The 17,034-nt window shown below is 65.7% G+C and carries 17 protein-coding genes and 1 other RNA gene; 12 read left to right on the plus strand and 6 right to left on the minus strand.

Annotated features, from left to right (window positions below):
• Positions 1–100: 100 nt before the first annotated feature.
• Positions 101–469, minus strand: a transfer-messenger RNA (tmRNA) gene (gene ssrA, locus ACVIJ6_RS20320).
• A gap of 94 nt (positions 470–563) precedes the next feature.
• Between ssrA and ACVIJ6_RS20325 the strand changes: the two genes are divergently transcribed.
• The 11 genes from ACVIJ6_RS20325 to ACVIJ6_RS20375 all read left to right on the plus strand — a co-directional run bounded on the left by ACVIJ6_RS20325 (position 564) and on the right by ACVIJ6_RS20375 (position 10,397).
• A complete protein-coding gene (locus ACVIJ6_RS20325; RefSeq protein ID WP_456774138.1) occupies positions 564–1,160 on the plus strand; it encodes a chromate transporter in 597 nt (198 codons plus the stop codon).
• Complete coding sequence (locus tag ACVIJ6_RS20330; protein ID WP_456774139.1) at positions 1,157–1,690, plus strand: chromate transporter; 534 nt, start codon at positions 1,157–1,159, stop codon at positions 1,688–1,690. Before ACVIJ6_RS20325 ends, ACVIJ6_RS20330 begins: the two co-directional genes overlap by 4 nt.
• Before the next feature lie 96 nt (positions 1,691–1,786).
• Positions 1,787–2,566 carry a tripartite tricarboxylate transporter TctB family protein gene (locus ACVIJ6_RS20335; RefSeq protein WP_456774140.1) on the plus strand — a complete coding sequence of 260 codons (780 nt, stop codon included), beginning with the start codon at positions 1,787–1,789 and terminating at the stop codon, positions 2,564–2,566.
• 7 nt (positions 2,567–2,573) lie between these two features.
• Positions 2,574–4,085, plus strand: coding sequence for a tripartite tricarboxylate transporter permease (locus ACVIJ6_RS20340; protein ID WP_456774141.1), 1,512 nt, complete (start codon positions 2,574–2,576; stop codon positions 4,083–4,085).
• A 147-nt stretch (positions 4,086–4,232) separates the two neighbouring features.
• Positions 4,233–5,027, plus strand: a complete 795-nt coding sequence (locus tag ACVIJ6_RS20345) for a thymidylate synthase (RefSeq protein ID WP_456774142.1) — start codon at positions 4,233–4,235, stop codon at positions 5,025–5,027.
• Positions 5,028–5,030: 3 nt separating this feature from the next.
• Complete coding sequence (locus ACVIJ6_RS20350; protein WP_456774143.1) at positions 5,031–5,516, plus strand: N-acetyltransferase family protein; 486 nt, start codon at positions 5,031–5,033, stop codon at positions 5,514–5,516.
• Positions 5,513–6,025 carry a dihydrofolate reductase gene (locus tag ACVIJ6_RS20355; RefSeq protein WP_456774144.1) on the plus strand — a complete coding sequence of 171 codons (513 nt, stop codon included), beginning with the start codon at positions 5,513–5,515 and terminating at the stop codon, positions 6,023–6,025. The genes ACVIJ6_RS20350 and ACVIJ6_RS20355 overlap by 4 nt, the downstream gene beginning before the upstream one ends.
• A 250-nt stretch (positions 6,026–6,275) precedes the next feature.
• A complete protein-coding gene (gene hflK / locus ACVIJ6_RS20360) occupies positions 6,276–7,409 on the plus strand; it encodes an FtsH protease activity modulator HflK (RefSeq protein ID WP_456774145.1) in 1,134 nt (377 codons plus the stop codon).
• Positions 7,406–8,341 (plus strand): protease modulator HflC, encoded by a 936-nt coding sequence (gene hflC / locus ACVIJ6_RS20365; protein WP_012045973.1) that lies wholly within the window; start codon positions 7,406–7,408, stop codon positions 8,339–8,341. Before hflK ends, hflC begins: the two co-directional genes overlap by 4 nt.
• A 107-nt stretch (positions 8,342–8,448) precedes the next feature.
• Positions 8,449–8,655: a DUF2065 domain-containing protein gene (locus tag ACVIJ6_RS20370; RefSeq protein ID WP_008960820.1), complete on the plus strand. Its 207-nt coding sequence runs from the start codon at positions 8,449–8,451 to the stop codon at positions 8,653–8,655.
• A 245-nt stretch (positions 8,656–8,900) separates the two neighbouring features.
• On the plus strand, positions 8,901–10,397 hold the full coding sequence (locus ACVIJ6_RS20375) for a Do family serine endopeptidase (protein WP_456774146.1): 1,497 nt from the start codon (positions 8,901–8,903) through the stop codon (positions 10,395–10,397).
• A 940-nt stretch (positions 10,398–11,337) separates the two neighbouring features.
• Here the strand turns inward: ACVIJ6_RS20375 and ACVIJ6_RS20380 are convergent.
• Together ACVIJ6_RS20380 and ACVIJ6_RS20385 are read right to left on the minus strand one after the other, a co-directional pair.
• Positions 11,338–11,868 carry a GNAT family N-acetyltransferase gene (locus ACVIJ6_RS20380; protein ID WP_456774147.1) on the minus strand — a complete coding sequence of 177 codons (531 nt, stop codon included), beginning with the start codon at positions 11,866–11,868 and terminating at the stop codon, positions 11,338–11,340.
• A gap of 45 nt (positions 11,869–11,913) precedes the next feature.
• A complete protein-coding gene (locus ACVIJ6_RS20385) occupies positions 11,914–12,813 on the minus strand; it encodes a LysR substrate-binding domain-containing protein (protein WP_456774148.1) in 900 nt (299 codons plus the stop codon).
• Positions 12,814–12,931: 118 nt separating this feature from the next.
• Between ACVIJ6_RS20385 and ACVIJ6_RS20390 the strand changes: the two genes are divergently transcribed.
• Positions 12,932–14,353 (plus strand): MFS transporter, encoded by a 1,422-nt coding sequence (locus ACVIJ6_RS20390; protein WP_456774149.1) that lies wholly within the window; start codon positions 12,932–12,934, stop codon positions 14,351–14,353.
• A 39-nt stretch (positions 14,354–14,392) separates the two neighbouring features.
• Here the strand turns inward: ACVIJ6_RS20390 and arsH are convergent, their stop codons facing one another.
• From arsH to serB, 3 genes are all read right to left on the minus strand, one after another.
• A complete protein-coding gene (gene arsH / locus ACVIJ6_RS20395; protein ID WP_456774150.1) occupies positions 14,393–15,106 on the minus strand; it encodes an arsenical resistance protein ArsH in 714 nt (237 codons plus the stop codon).
• A gap of 309 nt (positions 15,107–15,415) precedes the next feature.
• A complete protein-coding gene (locus ACVIJ6_RS20400; RefSeq protein WP_172235699.1) occupies positions 15,416–15,697 on the minus strand; it encodes a hypothetical protein in 282 nt (93 codons plus the stop codon).
• Between the two features lie 443 nt (positions 15,698–16,140).
• Complete coding sequence (serB, locus tag ACVIJ6_RS20405; RefSeq protein WP_456774151.1) at positions 16,141–17,031, minus strand: phosphoserine phosphatase SerB; 891 nt, start codon at positions 17,029–17,031, stop codon at positions 16,141–16,143.
• Between the last annotated feature and the right edge of the window lie 3 nt (positions 17,032–17,034).

Below are 17,034 nucleotides of genomic sequence, written 5' to 3' on the forward strand. Positions count from 1 at the left end.
CCGGACGGGAAGGAATGAACAGGAAAGGCAGCTCAATACAAGGCAGTGAAACGCGACAAAGTGAAACTCAGTGGGATTCAAGGTAGTGGGATCAAGGTAAAGTGGAGGCTTCTGTTGCCAGGTGCCTCCGAACCCCGCCTAACGGAGCTTAACCCGTTAGGACTTTAAGGTGGTCTTTCAAACTGCGTTACGCAGCCTGAGCAACCGGAGCAAAGTTGTCGTTGGCAACTATTGCAGTAGCCCGATAACGGCGGAACAATACCGGGAAAAAGCTCGCCCTTTACGCCCTCGTCGATCCTATTTCGCCCCCGCCGAAGCCCGACATCCGAGATGTCTCTAAAGGCGGACTTTGGTGGAGGCGCCGGGTACCGCCCCCGGGTCCGAATGGTTTATTTCGACGGCGATTTATTTCCATAGCCGGCAAGCCGGCACCCCCTATATAGGCCGCTCGGCGGTGGATGCACAGACCCTGAGGGCGGCGTTGTGCGACAAAAATGTGGGCTGTGGCAGGGAACCCCTGGTTCGATCTTGGCAGGCCCGTTTTCATCCTCTTACAGTACTGCATGGCTAACCGAATTGTGTCGGCGGCCTCGCCTGGCGCCGACATCGCCAAAGATCCGCCCAGTCTTCGTACGCTCTTCTTCGCTTTTGCGAAAATGTCGCTGTCGGGGTTCGGCGGCGTGCTGGTGTTCGCGCGCCGCGCGATTGTCGACGAGCACCGCTGGATGACGGCCGAGGAGTTCAACGAGACCTTCGCGCTGTGCCATTTCCTACCCGGGCCCAACATCGTCAACCTCGCGATGGTCTTCGGTGCGCGTCTGCGCGGCGTGGCCGGAGGCCTTGCGGCCTTTGCCGGCCTGCTCGGCCCGCCGCTGTTGCTGGTGACCGCCTTGGCGGCGCTCTACGGCCATTTCGGGCAGATCGATGCACTGCGACAGGCACTGGCCGGGGTGTCCTGCGTGGCCGTGGGCCTGCTGGCCTCGGTGGTGTTTCGGATGATGTCGCCGCTCTTGAAGAAGAGCGACGTGCCCGGCCTCGCCGTCATGCTCGCGGTGTTCATCGCCATCGGGCTGGCGCGGCTGCCGCTGGCCGAAGTGCTGCTGGTCGCCGTGCCGCTCAGCCTTGCTGTGACCTATGCCAAGATGCGATGGGCGCGATGAGCGGTGACGACAATCCGCTCTTCCAGCTGTTCTGGACGTTTGCGCTGATCTCGCTGTTTGCAATTGGCGGCGCCGTTGCGGCGATTCCCGAATTGCATCGCATTGCGGTCGATGTCCGGCATTGGATGACCGACAAGCAGTTCGCCGACGCGTTCGCGCTGTCGCAATTGTCTCCCGGACCCAACGTCCTGATCGTCGCCTTGATCGGCTATTCGGTCGCAGGCGTCGCTGGCGCTGCGGTCGCTACCATCGCGATGTGCGGCCCCACCGCCGTTCTTTCCTATTTTGTCAGCCGGTGGCTGGCGAATGCGCGAGAGGCGCGCTGGTCCGGCGTGCTGCAGGCCGCATTGGTGCCGCTGTCGATCGGTCTGATGGCCGCGAGCGCATGGATCCTCGGGCTGGCCTCCGACCGGACGTGGACAGGCTTCGTGCTGACCGTCATCGCCGCCCTCGTCGCATCGATGACACGGCTCAATCCGCTCTGGCTCTTGGCGGCGGGAGGCTGTCTTGGTTTCGCTGGCCTTCTCTAGAGAAAGCCGCTAGGCAAACAAAGTGGGTCCGGATCGCTTCGGATCCGCAAACGAGAACAATGTCGGCCAGCAAGGTCGATCGGGGGAGGGCGAGGCATGGCCGACACCACGGGCCAGTTGTCGGATAGTTCGGCGAATGCGCCGGCCGCACGCAACGCAATCGGCGCATTGATCATCCTGCTCCTCGCCTTTGCGCCGCAGCTCGTCGAGCTTGCGATGGCGCTCGCGGGCCAGATTGCCGCGCTCGCGGTGCGGTCTCCGCTGCAGGTCGTGTCGGCACATGGCGCAGCCCTTGTCGAATCGCTGCCGGCGCTCGTTCGCCAATGGGCGGAGGGCGGCAAGATCACGCTGCGATCCGATGCGCTGCTCGTGCTGATCTACACCTATCCGCTGCTGGCGATCGCGCTGTTCACCTGGCTGGTCCGGCCGCGCGCGCCGCAGGACTATTTCGGCGGCGTCGTGCTGATGGCGATCGCCTTGTTCGCCCTGTGGGCTGCGAGCGACCTGTCGGGCATGCGGGGCTTCACCTTCGGTCCGGGCACCGCGCCGCGCATGCTCGGCGTGCTGCTGCTGGGCATGGGGGCTGCGGTCGCCGTGATCGGCGTGGTGACCGAGGGGCCGTCGCTGCAAGTCTATCACTGGCGCGGGCCGTTGTTCGTGTCGCTCGCGATCCTGAGCTTTGCCGTGGCGATCCGCCCCCTGGGGCTGATCGTCGCGGCGCTCGCGAGCTTCCTGATCGCCGCGCTCGGCACATCCGAAACGCGCTGGGGCGAGACGCTCATCGTGGGCGTCGTCCTGACCCTGGGCTGCGCGCTGTTGTTTCCTTACGTGCTCGGGCTGCCGATGCCGTTGTTTCCACGTCTTCTGGTGCAGTGAGGCCGGCATGCTCGATCTGTTCCAAAACCTCGCACATGGCTTTGCCGTCGCCTTGAGCCCGATCAACCTGCTGCTCTGCCTGGTCGGCGCGCTGGTCGGCACGTTGGTCGGGGTGCTTCCCGGCATCGGCACCATCGCGACCGTCGCGATGCTGCTGCCGATCACTTTCGGCCTGCCGCCGGTCGGCGCGCTGATCATGCTCGCCGGCATCTATTACGGCGCCCAATATGGCGGTTCGACTACATCGATTCTGGTCAACATCCCGGGCGAGGCGACATCGGTCGTTACCACGCTGGACGGTTTTCAGATGGCCAAGCAGGGGCGGGCGGGGCCGGCTTTGTCGATCGCGGCCATCGGCTCGTTCGTTGCCGGTTGCGCGGCCACCGTGCTGATCGCCGTGCTTGGCGCGCCCCTGACCAGGCTGGCGCTGCTGTTCGGGCCAGCCGAGTATTTTTCGCTGATGGTGCTGGGCCTGATTTTCGCGGTGGTGCTCGCCAAGGGCAGCGTGCTCAAGGCGGTGGCAATGATCGCGCTCGGCCTGTTGCTGTCGATGGTCGGCGCCGACCTCGAGACCGGCGCCTCACGCATGTCGTTCAATATCCCCGAGCTCGCCGATGGCCTGGGCTTTGCCACGGTCGCCATGGGCGTGTTCGGCTTTGCCGAGATCATCCGCAACCTCGACAGCGGCGCCGAATCCGATCGGGAGCTGGTGCAGCAGAAGATCACCGGGTTGATGCCGACCCGCAAGGACCTCGCCGAATCGGCGCCGGCGATCCTCCGCGGCACCATTCTCGGCTCGATCCTCGGCATCCTGCCGGGCGGCGGCGCCGTGATCGCCTCCTTCGCCGCCTATACGTTCGAGAAGAAGATCGCGCGCGACCCGTCCCGCTTCGGCCGCGGCGCCATCGCGGGTGTGGCCGCGCCGGAGAGCGCCAATAATGCGGCGGCGCAGACCTCGTTCATTCCGCTGCTGACGCTCGGCATTCCGCCGAATGCGGTGATGGCGCTGATGGTCGGGGCCATGACTATCCACGGCATTCAGCCCGGGCCGCAGGTGATGCAGAAGCAGCCGGACCTGGTGTGGGGCATGATCGCATCGATGTGGATCGGCAATCTGATGCTGATCATCATCAACCTGCCGCTGGTGGGCATCTGGGTGCGGCTGCTGCGCGTGCCCTACCGGCTGATGTTCCCTTCGATCGTGGTGTTCTGTGCCATCGGCATTTATTCAATCAACAATGCCCCGGTCGACGTGGTCCTGGCCGGCGCCTTCGGCCTGTTCGGTTACTGGCTGATCAAGCATGATTTCGAGCCCGCGCCGCTGCTGCTGGGCATGGTGCTGGGGACGCTGATGGAGGAGAATCTGCGCCGGACCCTGCAGATCTCGCGCGGCGATTGGTCCGTCTTCATCACGCGCCCGCTGTCGGCCGCGCTGCTGGCGATCGCGGCCGCGCTCCTCGTCCTGGCCGTGCTTCCGGCGCTGCGGCGCAAGCGCGACGAGGTCTTCGTCGAGGGCTAGCGCGGATCCGGGAGGCGGGCGGGAACTTGGGTTCCCGCGCCTGCGCGGCTTCGACAGCGGCCAGCTTCCTGGGTATAATCGCCTGAATCTTGTGTCCGGAGGAAATCTCCTCCGCTACAGCTTGCGCTTTAACGGCAAGCATCGGCCATGCACCAGTATCACGACCTGCTCGAACGCATCCTGTCCGACGGCGCGGAGAAGCACGACCGCACCGGCACCGGCACGCTGTCGGTGTTCGGCCACCAGATGCGTTTCAATCTGGGCGCCGGCTTTCCCCTCGTCACCACCAAGCGGCTGCCGCTCAAGGCGATCGTGCACGAGCTGCTGTGGTTCCTGAGGGGCGACACCAACATCAAATATCTGCACGACCACGGGGTCACGATCTGGGACGAGTGGGCGGATGCCAATGGCGATCTCGGCCCGGTCTACGGCTATCAATGGCGCTCCTGGCCGACGCCCGACGGCGGCCATATCGACCAGATCGCCAATGTGGTCGAGATGATCAAGCGCAATCCGGATTCGCGCCGGCTCATCGTCACGGCGTGGAATCCGGCCGATGTTGAGAAGATGGCGCTGCCGCCGTGCCACTGTTTGTTCCAGTTCTACGTCGTGAATGGCAAGCTGTCGTGCCAGCTCTATCAGCGCTCGGCCGATGTCTTCCTCGGCGTCCCCTTCAACATCGCCTCCTATGCGCTGCTGACGATGATGGTGGCGCAGGTGACCGGCCTGAAGCCGGGCGAGTTCGTGCACTCCTTTGGCGACGTCCATCTCTACTCCAACCACATCGAACAGGCGCGACTGCAATTGACCCGTGCGCCGCGGTCGCTGCCCACGATGACGCTCAATCCCGACGTCAAGGACATCTTCGCCTTCCGCTACGAGGATTTCGCGCTCGCCGGCTACGACCCGCATCCGCACATCAAGGCCGAGGTGGCGGTGTAGCGCATGTCGCTGGTCATCCGTGGCGCCGGGCCGGCTGATAGCGGCGCGGTCTTTGCCTTGATCCGGGAGCTCGCCGACTACGAGAGGCTGTCGCACGAGGTCGTGGCGAGCGAAGCGGACATCGCCGCGGCCCTGTTCTGCGAGCACCCGACGCTGTTCTGCGACATCGCGGAGTGGGACGGCGAGGTCGCCGGCTTCGCGGTCTGGTTTGTCAACTTCTCCACCTTCGCAGGCCGTCCCGGCATCTATCTCGAAGATTTGTTCGTGCGGCCTGCGTTCCGCCGCAACGGCATCGGCCAGGCGCTGCTCGGCCATCTGGCGCGCCGCTGCATCGCGCGCAATTGGGCACGGCTGCAATGGTCGGTGCTCGACTGGAACGCGCCCTCGATCACCTTCTACAAGTCGCTCGGCGCCGAGCTGCTGGATGACTGGACCCTGTGCAAGGTGACGGGCGCGGCGCTCGTGCAGCTTGCGGAGCGGGCGCCATGATCGAGATCGTGCTTATCGTTGCAATGGCCGAGAATGGCGTGATCGGTGCCGCCGGGGCGATTCCGTGGCGGCAGAAGAGCGACATGAAGCGCTTCAAGGCGATGACGATGGGACGGCCCATTGTCATGGGCCGCAAGACGTTCATCTCGTTTCCGCGCCGCCCGCTGCCGGGCCGCACCAACATCATCGTCACCCGCGATACCGCGTTCCGCGCTGATGGCGCGATCGTGACCCGCTCGATCAGCGAGGCACTCTCGGTCGCCCGCGGTGACGCGCTGCGGCGTTCGGCCGCGGAAATCGCCATCGTCGGCGGGGCAGAGATCTATGCCGCGACGATGCCGCTGGCCGACCGTCTGGAGATCACCGAGGTGCATACGAGCCCGCCGGGCGATACGCTATTTCCGGCCGTCGATCCGGCTCGGTGGGAGCAGGTGGCGCGCGAGCGCCATGCGTCGGGACCGGACGATCAGGCCGACTTCTCCTATGTGACCTATCGCCGGAAGCGGTGAGCGCTGGCGGCCGCCTGACGCCGTGCCGTCATCTCAAGACCATCCGTTAATGATGAAGTTCGCGTCGTTGGGCCGCTCCAGGCCGCCTTGACCGCGGCAAACCAGCGCTTCGGCCGCTGTTTACATTGACAAAACCCGGTTCGGGCTTAGCTGGAGCGCTACATTGTAAGGGACCGGGCCGTCCCTTATAAACCGGCCACCGTCGGGGCCGGCGTTTGTGCACCATGAGCCTCTCGGAGGAGATCGATCGATGGCGTGGAAGAATCAGGGCGGAGGCCCTTGGGGTCCGGGTCCGAAGGGGCCCTGGGGCTCGGGACCGCAACCGGTCGGTCCAAGGCCACCGGACCTCGAAGATCTTCTGCGGCGCGGTCAGGACCGGCTTCAGCAGTTCATTCCGGGGGGCGGCTTCGGCGCCGTCGGCGTGCTTCTGATCGTGGTCGGCGCGATCGCGATCTGGCTCCTGTCCGGCTTCTACAGGGTGCAGTCCGAAGAGCTCGGCGTCGTACTGCGCTTCGGCAAATATGTCCGTGATGAGCAGCCCGGCCTGCGCTACCATTTGCCCTATCCGATCGAGACCGTGCTGCTGCCGAAGGCGCTGCGCGTCAATTCGATCTCCATCGGCATCACCGCCAATGACGATCCGGGCCGGCGTGGCCGTGGCGGTCGCGATGTGCCCGAGGAAAGCCTGATGCTGACCGGCGACGAGAACATCGTCGATGTCGACGTCACGGTGCTGTGGCGCATCAAGCCGAAGGGCGCTGCCGACTTCCTGTTCAACATCCAGAACCCTGAGGGCACGGTGAAGGCCGTGGCCGAAAGCGCGATGCGCGAGGTGATCGGCCGTTCCAACATTCAGCCGATCCTCACCGGCGCCCGCACCGTGATCGAGCAGAACGTGCAGGAGCTGATGCAGAAGACGCTGGATAATTACGGCTCGGGCATCCAGATCACCCAGGTGCAGATGCAGAAGGTCGACCCGCCGGCGCAGGTGATCGAGGCGTTCCGCGACGTTCAGGCGGCCCGTGCCGACCTCGAGCGGCTGCAGAACGAGGCGCAGACCTACGCCAACAAGGTGGTGCCGGATGCGCGCGGCCGCGCCGCGCAGATCCTGCAGGTTGCCGAGGGCTACAAGGAGCAGGCGATCGCCGAGGCCAAGGGTCAGAGCGCGCGTTTCATCAAGGTCTATGACGAATACAAGAAGGCCCCCAACGTGACCCGCGAACGCATTTATCTCGAGACGATGGAGCGCGTGCTCTCCGGCTCCGAGAAGCTCGTGCTCGATGGCGGCCCGTCCGGCGGCCCCGTGCCGTTGCTGCCGCTCGGCGATCTCGCGCCGCGCCGCCAAGGCCAAGGCCCGGCGACCCAGCAGGGAGGCGTCCGATGAGGTCCCCCGTCGCAGGCATCGTCGCGCTGGTCGTGGCGCTAGCCCTCGTCGTCATCGGCTACAGCTCGCTGTTCACCGTGCAGCAGACCGAGCAGGCGCTCGTCGTGCGGTTCGGCAAGCCGGTCGATGTCGTCACCGAACCCGGCTTGAACTTCAAGGCGCCGTTCATCGACAACGTGATCTCGATCGACAAGCGCATTCTCGACCTGGAGAATCCGTCGCAGGAGGTGATCGCCTTCGACCAGAAGCGTCTCGTGGTCGATGCCTTCGCGCGCTACCGGATCAAGAACGCGCTGCAGTTCTACCAGAGCGTCGGCTCGATCCAGACCGCCAATGTTCAGCTCGGCACCTTGCTCAACGCCTCGCTGCGCCGCGTGCTCGGCGAGGTCACCTTCACGCAGGTGGTGCGCGACGAACGCGAAGGGCTGATGCGCAAGATCCGCGATCAGCTCGACAAGGAGGCCGATGCCTATGGCATTCAGGTCGTCGATGTCCGCATCCGTCGTGCCGACCTGCCGGAGGCCAACAGCCAGGCGGTCTATAACCGGATGAAGACCGAGCGGCAGCGCGAGGCCGAGGAGTTCCGGGCGCTCGGCGGCCAGAAGGCGCAGGAGATCAGGTCCAAGGCCGACCGCGAGGCGACGGTGATCGTGGCCGAGGCCAATTCGCAGGCAGAGCAGACCCGCGGCGCCGGCGATGCCGAACGCAACCGGCTGTTCGCCGAGGCCTATGGCAAGGATCCCGACTTCTTCGCCTTCTACCGCTCGATGTCGGCCTATGAGAACGGACTGAAGTCCGGCGAGACCCGCTTCCTGCTGCGGCCCGATTCGGAGTTCTTCCGCTATTTCGCCAATCCCTCGGGCAAGGCGGGATCGGACACGCCGTCACCGGCCGGCGCGACGGCGGCCGCGGCGCAGGCGCCCAAACCCTGATGTCATCGGGCGGTCGATCCCGGTGAATAAGAGTTGACAGAAACGGGGCGAAGCCGTTGCTTCGCCCCGTCTGATATCAAGAAGGTCGAATGGGAGGTCCGGGTCCGATGAGGTCCATTGCGTTTTCCGATTTCCTCATCGGATTAGGTATCCTGTTCGTGCTCGAGGGTCTGATGTTCGCGGCAAGTCCGGAGTGGATGCGGCGGGCGATGAAGACGGCGATGACCACGCCCGACAACGTGCTGCGCGCGGTTGGAATCGGGTCCGCGGTGGCCGGGCTGGTGCTGATCTGGGTCATCCGGCGGCCGATCTGAACCCGGCGGCGCTCGCGCCGTCGCACGATCGGCCCGACAGGAACCCCGGACGATTGCGGCCATTGCGATGGCGCCCTTGGCCTGCCGCCCGGCCAACGCCTTTGTGAGGCGATGGCCGCGCCATTTTGCCGTATTAGGTCGCCTTCAATGATGAATTCGGCGCTCCGGGCCGGCATGCTTGCGTCCTCGCCCGGTTCCGGCGCACTGTATCGACTGAATTTTCTGTCCTTTTGGAGATCCGCCCGATGACCGCAACCCTTGCTCTCAGCCGCCTGCGCCCGCTCGTGACCGCGGCGGTTTTCGCCGTGGGCTGGGCGCTCGCGCCGGCGCCGGCTTCGGCACGGGGGCCCGAGGGGATCGCCGACGTCGCCGAGAAGGTGATCGACGCGGTGGTCAACATCTCGACCTCGCAGACCGTCGAGGCCAAGGGCGGCGGAGAGGGCCGCGGCGCCAATCCGCAGGTGCCGCCGGGCTCGCCCTTCGAGGAGTTTTTCGACGACTTCTTCAAGAACCGCCGCGGCGGCCCAGGCGGCCGGGGCGGTGCCGACAACTCGCCACGGCGCACCAATTCGCTGGGCTCGGGCTTCATCGTCGACGATTCCGGCGTGGTCGTCACCAACAACCACGTCATCGCCGATGCCGACGAGATCAACGTGATCATGAACGACGGCACCAAGATCAAGGCCGAGCTGGTCGGCGTCGACAAGAAGACCGACCTCGCGGTGCTCAAGTTCAAGCCGCCGCGGCCGCTAACGGTGGTGAAGTTCGGCGATTCCGACAAGCTCCGGCTGGGCGATTGGGTGGTCGCGATCGGCAACCCGTTCAGCCTCGGCGGCACGGTCACCGCGGGCATCGTCTCGGCCAAGAACCGCGACATCTCGTCCGGGCCCTATGACAGCTACATCCAGACCGACGCCGCCATCAATCGCGGCAATTCCGGCGGTCCGCTGTTCAACCTCGACGGCGAGGTCATCGGCGTCAACACCCTGATCATCTCGCCGTCGGGCGGCTCGATCGGCATCGGCTTCGCGGTGCCGTCGAAGACGGTGGCCGGCGTCGTCGACCAGCTCCGCCAGTTCGGCGAACTGCGCCGCGGCTGGCTCGGCGTGCGCATCCAGGGCGTCACCGACGAGATCGCAGAGAGTCTCAACATCAAGCCGGCTCGCGGCGCGCTGGTCGCCGGCGTCGACGACAAGGGACCGGCCAAGCCGGCGGGCATCGAGCCGGGCGACGTGGTCGTCAAGTTCGACGGTCACGACATCAAGGAGCCGAAGGACCTGTCGCGGATCGTCGCCGACACCGCGGTCGGCAAGGAGGTCGACGTCATCGTCATCCGCAAGGGCCAGGAGCAGACGCTCAAGGTCAAGCTCGGCCGGCTCGAGGACAACGAGAAGGTGCAGCAGGCGGCGATCAAGAAGGACGAGCCGGCCGAGAAGCCCCAGACGCAGAAGGCGCTCGGGCTCGATCTCGCCGCGCTGTCGAAGGACCTGCGCACGCGCTACAAGATCAAGGACAGCGTCAAGGGCGTCATCGTCACCGGCGTCGACCAGGGCTCCGATGCCGCCGAGAAGCGCCTGTCGGCCGGCGACGTCATCGTCGAGGTCGCGCAGGAGGCTGTGACCTCCGGCGCCGATATCAAGAAGCGGGTCGACCAGCTCAAGAAGGACGGCAAGAAGTCGGTGCTGCTCCTGGTCTCCAACGCCGACGGCGAGCTCCGCTTCGTGGCGCTCAGCCTGCAGTAAGAGGCGGCCTCGCCGCGGGGCACGTTGCGTAGGGTGGGCAAAGGCGCGCCGTGATCTGCGCTGGCACGATGCTCTCGTGCGCACCGTGCTTACCGTTTTCGTCGGAATTCGTGGATGGACGGTGGGCACGCTGTCGCCCTTCGGGCGCCCGCTTTGCCCACCCTACGGCAGCTCCGAACTCCGCTGTCGTCCTGGCCTTGAGCCGGCACCCATAACTCCAGGGAGCGGTTTTGGGCACGTTGTCAGCAACACCTCGCAGCCTCACGTCCGCCGCGGCGTGGGGTCCTGGGTCGGCGCCGCGACGCGCGCTGCGCGTCACGGCTTTCCCGGGACGACAGCGGTGAGCAGGTCGAATTTACGGTTCAAACAGCGCTCGACACGATGGTGCTTTCTCGCGGCGCATCGCGCCCGAGGTCTGCGACCAGTTCGTCCCTCGCAAGAGTGCGGAGGGCGCAGGGAATGCCGGGTGAAGGCCTCACCCATGGCCCGCCTGCGGAAAAAATGCAGGCGGCAGGTACCACAGGTGCAGCCGTAACCGGCATTCCCTGCGCGATGGTCTTCACGCTTATACGCAGTCTCCCTGGTGCGCCGGGCTTGTTGGCCACCATCACCACGCGGCATGTCAGCGCCATCGCGGCTTGATACCAGCATCGGGGTATCAGGACGCTGCGACTTCACGTCCGCAGTCTGCCGTTCGTCCGCGCATCCGGTGAGGACACGCTGCGGCAGATGTGCGGCCATCGCATTCCCGCCTCGCGTGTCGTGACGATCGCGCGCAACGCCCCTCCGCGATGAGGTGGGATGGCAGAAGACAACCGTTAATTCTGAAAAATAGCAATAGATTTATTTTTTTCAGAAGACGTTCCGCCGGGGCAGTCGGAGCCCAGGCGGCTCGGGCATCGCCGCATGCGGCCTCCTGGCTGCTGCCAGCCGGGCCGGATCACGCCAGTTGTGCCAGGTCCGGCCAATGCACGCGAAGAACTGTCTTGCCGCCGGCAGCCGGAATCTGCGAGCGGCCGGTCTCGACGACGCGACCGCCGAGCCGCGTATAAAAGCGCAGGCCCGCCACATTGGCCTCGAACACCCAGAGGTGCAGCGCCGGACCAGAGCCGTGTGCCGCGAGCCGGCGTGCCGCGTCGCGCAGCAGCCGCTCGCCGAGGCCGGAGCCGCGGGTGTCGGCAGCGACATGAAGATTATCGACCAGGCTGCCCCAGACCGGGTCGGCATCGCGATAGCAGCAGATGAAGCCGCGAAGGCGTCCAGAGGGATCGCAGGCGACGTTGACGAGCTGATCAGCATCCGGCGTGTCCAGGCGCTGCGCCCAGACCATGCGCCGGTCGGCTTCGATTTCGCCGCTCAGGAAATCCGGCGCAAGAATGTTGGCATAGGCCTCTCGCCAGCTCGCCGCGTGCAGCGCGGCGATGGCCGGCGCATCGTCTTTACTGGCTGACCGCAAGGTGATGGTGTTCACGCAAGTCTCCACGGGTCAAGGCCCGGATCTCGAAGGGCCTGGATCTCAATCGTTTTCCGACAGCAGCGCCGCTTCGTCGGCCAACCAGCCCGTGAACAGTTTGATGCGCGGGTCCGCGCTCAGCACGGCGGGCCAGCGCACGACATGGACCTTGCTGGACGGCATATCCCATTCCGCTGCCAGCACGCGAGTCAAGCGCCGGTCGGCCAGCGCGTCGTGCACTAGCAGTGATCGCCCGAGCGCCACGCCCGCGCCCGCGATCGCCGCGGCCAGCGCCAGGCTGATCGAGTCGACCCGCATGCCGCCCGGCGCCGCCGCGCCGAGACCGAGCCGCTCGAACCATGCCGGCCATGACCATTCCGCGCCGTCGTCGCGGCCAGCGCGCCCCTTGTGAATGATCGGATAGTTCGCGAGATCGCGGACGTTGTGCAGGGCGCGGCTGCGCGGCAACAGGCGCGGCATCGCGACGGGAAAGACACGCTCCCGGAACAGCACCCGTTGCGTCGAGCTTGCGCGGGCCATTGTCTTCGGCAGCCACAGCACCTGAAGGTCGACATCGGCCGCCCGCGCCTGGGCTTCGCTTTCCGCGACAACGAGCTCGACGCCGACATCGCCGTGTCGCGCCAGAAAGCCGGGCAACCTCCGCACCAGCCAATAATGCGATAGTGCCGCGCCCACCCCGACCTTCAAGACCGCGGGCTGTGCGGCGGCACGGTAGCGCGCACGCAGCATCGCCAGTTCGTCGAGCAGACCCACGGTCTCGGTGAGCAGCGAGGCGCCGGCCGTGGTCGGCGACAGCCCAGTCCCGCTGCGGTGATTGAACAGCCTGGCGCCGAGATAGGTCTCGAGCTTGCGCAGCCGGTGGCTCACCGCGCTCTGTGTCAGTCCGAGTTCGGTCGCAGCCAACGTGATGCTGCGGTGGCGTGCCGCAGCTTCAAAGGCCACGAGCCCATCGAAAGGCGGGAGAGATCGCATGATGCCAGTATGAATGAAATTCATGCTGACGTGAACAGGTGCGACGGTCATTTCTGAGGGCGTCGTTTGTCATGTTGGAGTGCGCTCAGTGCCCGCAGCCCGTTCAGTGTCATCGCCGTCCGAACTGGAGACGGCCACGTCGATGTGGCCGGCGCTCGCCTTGAGCCTGGCCGCCTTCCTCACCAATTTCGACGTGACCGCCGTGGTCGTCGCCTTGCCCGCGATCGCGGACGGGCTGGGGCTCGGAATCGCCGGCCGGGCCTGGGTGATGGACGGTTACAGCCTCGCCTTCACGGCGGCGCTCCTGGTCGCGGGCAGCCTCGCCGACAGCATGGGCCGTCGCCGTGCTATGCTGGCCGGCAATCTCGTCTTCGCGGCGGCCTCGGTTGTGTGCGCGCTGGCGGGGGATGGTTTGACCCTCGGGCTCGCGCGCGCATTGCAGGGATTGGGAGCGGCCTTCGTGATGACCGCTGGCGTCGCGCTGATCGCCGCGCTCTATCCGGCGCCGGACGCGCGCACGCGGGCGCTGGGCTGGCTCGGCGTGGTCTCTGGCGTTGCCATGGCGCTCGGACCGAGCATCGGAGGCGGCATCTCCACGTGGGTCGGCTGGCGCTGGATCTTCGCCGCCAATCTGCCGGCGTGCCTACTGGCCGCCTGGAGCATTCCCCGGCTCGTGCCCGAAATGCGCAACTCGGCGCAACGTCCGCTCGACTACCTCGGCATGGGGCTTCTGAGCGCAGCGCTCTGCATGCTGATCGCTGCGCTGCTGCACGCCCGTGGCGGCGCAGATCTGGTCCTCGGAATCGTCCTGGCCGCGTTGCTTCTGGGGGCCTTTCTGTGGCAGCAGCGGCGCCGGCCGCAGCCGATCTTTGATCCCGCGATCTTCGTCAACCGCGCGATGGTCGCGGTCGCGCTGCTGCTGAATTCCGTGTCGCTCGGTTATTGGGCCGTCCTGGTCTATCTGCCGAATTTCTTGGCTGCGGCATTCGGCTGGAACGCGGCCGAATGCGGATTGGCGATGCTCATGGCGACAGTCCCGATGCTCGTGGTGCCGCCATTCGGAGCCAGGCTGGTCGGCTGGTGGGGCTGGCGACGGCATTTCAGCGTTGCGCTCGCCATCACGGCGGTGGGCAATCTCCTGTTCGTCGGCGCGTTGGCCACACCAGATCCGACGCTCCGATCATGGCTGGTGTGCGTCGCCATGGGCGCGATCGGATTGGGCGCCGCGCTGGCGCATCCGCAACTGTCCGGGGCGGTCGTTGCGCTGGTGCCGGCTGATCAGGCCGGCATGGCGGTGGCGGTCACGGTGATCATGCGCCAGGCCGGCTTCGCGATCGGGATCGCGACGCTCGGTGCGGTTCTGGGTCGCTCGGGAGGGGCACTTGACTATGCCCGGATGTTCCTGGTGGCGGCGTCGGTCTGCGCTCTGGCCAGCGTTTCCGCACTCCTGCTGCTGCCCTCGGCCACCGTCGTGCGGATCGGCGGGCAGAAGCAGCAGCAAGCGGCCTGATGGGCGGGAAGCCATTTTCCGGACCTGCTCCAGGACCGATCAGATCGACCTCTGATTGACCCGTTGCGAGAGCGCCTCGGCGCTTTCCTTGCGCTCGGAGTAGCGATCGACCAGATAGTCGGCCCGGTCGCGTGTCAGCAGCGTGAACTTGACGAGCTCTTCCATCACGTCGACGAGGCGATCATAATAGGCCGACGGCTTCATGCGCCCGGCCTCGTCGAACTCCGCGAAGGCCTTCGGGACCGAGGACTGGTTCGGGATGGTGACCAGCCGCATCCAGCGGCCGAGCACGCGCAGTTGGTTGACGGCGTTGAAAGACTGCGAGCCGCCGCTGACCTGCATCACCGCCAGCGTCTTGCCCTGCGTCGGCCTGACTGCTCCCACCGACAGCGGAATCCAGTCGATCTGGGTCTTCATCACGCCGGTCATCGCCCCGTGCCGCTCGGGCGAGCACCACACCATGCCCTCGCACCAGGTCACGAGCTGCATGAGCTCTTGAACCTTCTGATGATCGGGCCCGGCCTCGTCGACCAGCGGCAATCCGTGCGGATCGAAGCTCCGCGTCTCCACGCCATAGCGGGCGAGAATGCGCGCGGCCTCCTCGGTGAGCAGTCGGCTGAAAGAGCGCTGCCGCAGCGATCCATAGAGCAGCAGGATGCGCGGGGGATGCGAGGACGGGGCTGGCTCCAGCAGCTTCGTCCGGTCGATCGGACGGAACGCGGCATCGTCCAATTGCGGCGTCGTGTCAGTCAACGCGGCTCCCTCCGGCCTCACGCAGCAGCCGACATCCACTCTGGAGCGGGGATCAATGGCTCGCAATCAGATGCTGACGAAAACAACCCTCGCCAACAACATGGCGGGTTGGATCATCTGATGTCAACGGCGGGGAAAGGGAGGAGTCGGAGGAGGCTCGGTTGCCTCGACTGCTCCGACGTCGCGGCTCACCATCGCCATGTCCCGGTCGGCATTGTCCCGGGCGGTGGCGCCCGCGACAGGCGACACCTCCTCGAGCTATGAAAGAACGGGGCTCGAGGAGATGGGTCGAGAGATCACATCAGGCGCTTAGTTGCGTGCGCTGCCGACCGTGGTCGGGACAACAAGAGCGGCGCTGCGGCGGTGGGTGGTCAGCACGGCGAGCTGGTGGTTCGTGGCGGGCATTCCGGCGCGCGTCAGATCGGCAGCGGGGGCCTGCTCCTCGGCGGCCGAAGCGCCGACGACGGACAGCTGATGCGGAGTGGCGGGCAGCGCCTTGACTTCGTAGTTCGGCAATTCGGCTGCAACAGCGGCGCTGCTGAGCGCGGCGAGAACGAGCAGAGTGCTGGGAATGAGTCGCTTGATGGTCATCGGAGGTCCTTTTGTGACGATGATCGATCGCGTCATGCGCAATCGTGTTCGTGTCTTGGACGCTTCCTCACCTGAAAAACCATATATGCGATGCAGCATGATTTGACAATTGATGGAACGGTGACGCGGTTAAAATTAGCGGCGTCGTTGCTGGATCTGATGCGAGTGTCGAATGATACGATCGGCGTTTTGAAATGATTTGGAACGTGGTTGCGCGTGAGCGCGGCAGATTGAAATAAACGTTCAGTCCAAGTGCGGCGAGGAGGATGCACATGTCCTCGCGCTTGAATGCATGATTCGTATTCAATGCGGTGTGGGTTGTTCGGTGGTCATGACTGCGCGAGGTGTCATTCGTTCGGACGAGGCGCGCCGTGTTCATCATCCGTCTCACGGGTGTGACGCGATGACGCGCGCCGCTGCGGAGCGGCTGCTCTATCCAGGTCTCATTCCACGAATTCGGCGCGCGTGTAGCCCTGGGCGTAGAGGAGCGCGGTGAGGTCGCCATGGTCGATGCGCGCGGAGGCTGCCGCGGAGACGGCGGGCTTAGCGTGATAGGCGACCCCGAGGCCGGCCGCCTCGATCATGCCGAGATCGTTGGCGCCGTCGCCGACGGCCAGCGTGTCGATCTCGTCGAGGTCGAAGGATTCGCGCAGCTCGGTCAGGGTAGCGAGCTTGGCGTCGCGCCCGATGATCGGCTCACGCACTTCGCCGGTCAGCTTGCCGTCGGCCACCACGAGTTCGTTGGCGCGATTTTCCTGAAAGCCGATCGTGGCCGCGATCGGACGCGTGAACAGCGTGAAGCCGCCGGAGATCAGGCATGTGTAGGCGCCATGCGCCCGCATGGTCATGACCAGCTGGCGGCCCCCCGGGGTGAGCTTGATGCGCTTGGCGAGAACCTCGTCGACGACGCTTACCGGCAGGTCCTTCAGCAGCGCCACGCGTTCGCGCAAGGCCGGCTCGAACGCGATCTCGCCGCGCATCGCCCGTTCGGTGATGGCGGAGACACGCGCCTTCAACCCGGCGAATTCGGCGAGTTCGTCGATGCATTCCTGTCCGATCATCGTCGAGTCCATGTCGGCCAGAAAAAGCTTCTTGCGCCGGACGGCTTCCGCCTGCACGACGATGTCGATCGGCATGTCGCCGCGCAGGTCGCGCAAGCGCGCCTCGATCTTGTGGACCTCGCCCTCGCCGGCGAACGGGATGTCGATCGCGACTTCGTCGAACAGCCAGCGCGGCGTCCCCGGCGATGGCAGCACGGCCAGGAAGGCCTCCACGATCGTGGTATCAAGTGCGGGATCGGCGGGATTGCAGATGAACGTGGCGACGAGAGACATCCG

Source organism: Bradyrhizobium sp. USDA 4369 (assembly GCF_054056435.1).

Excerpts from the sequence above, each read along its gene's own strand:
- ACVIJ6_RS20345 (WP_456774142.1), top strand. The coding sequence starts at position 4,233 with ATGCACCAGTATCACGACCTGCTCGAACGCATCCTGTCCGACGGCGCG.
- ACVIJ6_RS20355 (WP_456774144.1), top strand. The coding sequence starts at position 5,513 with ATGATCGAGATCGTGCTTATCGTTGCAATGGCCGAGAATGGCGTGATC.
- ACVIJ6_RS20375 (WP_456774146.1), top strand. The coding sequence starts at position 8,901 with ATGACCGCAACCCTTGCTCTCAGCCGCCTGCGCCCGCTCGTGACCGCG.
- ACVIJ6_RS20400 (WP_172235699.1), bottom strand. The coding sequence starts at position 15,697 with ATGACCATCAAGCGACTCATTCCCAGCACTCTGCTCGTTCTCGCCGCG.
- ACVIJ6_RS20325 (WP_456774138.1), top strand. The coding sequence starts at position 564 with ATGGCTAACCGAATTGTGTCGGCGGCCTCGCCTGGCGCCGACATCGCC.
- ACVIJ6_RS20340 (WP_456774141.1), top strand. The coding sequence starts at position 2,574 with ATGCTCGATCTGTTCCAAAACCTCGCACATGGCTTTGCCGTCGCCTTG.
- serB (WP_456774151.1), bottom strand. The coding sequence starts at position 17,031 with ATGTCTCTCGTCGCCACGTTCATCTGCAATCCCGCCGATCCCGCACTT.
- ACVIJ6_RS20350 (WP_456774143.1), top strand. The coding sequence starts at position 5,031 with ATGTCGCTGGTCATCCGTGGCGCCGGGCCGGCTGATAGCGGCGCGGTC.
- ACVIJ6_RS20330 (WP_456774139.1), top strand. The coding sequence starts at position 1,157 with ATGAGCGGTGACGACAATCCGCTCTTCCAGCTGTTCTGGACGTTTGCG.
- hflK (WP_456774145.1), top strand. The coding sequence starts at position 6,276 with ATGGCGTGGAAGAATCAGGGCGGAGGCCCTTGGGGTCCGGGTCCGAAG.
- ACVIJ6_RS20335 (WP_456774140.1), top strand. The coding sequence starts at position 1,787 with ATGGCCGACACCACGGGCCAGTTGTCGGATAGTTCGGCGAATGCGCCG.
- hflC (WP_012045973.1), top strand. The coding sequence starts at position 7,406 with ATGAGGTCCCCCGTCGCAGGCATCGTCGCGCTGGTCGTGGCGCTAGCC.
- ACVIJ6_RS20370 (WP_008960820.1), top strand. The coding sequence starts at position 8,449 with ATGAGGTCCATTGCGTTTTCCGATTTCCTCATCGGATTAGGTATCCTG.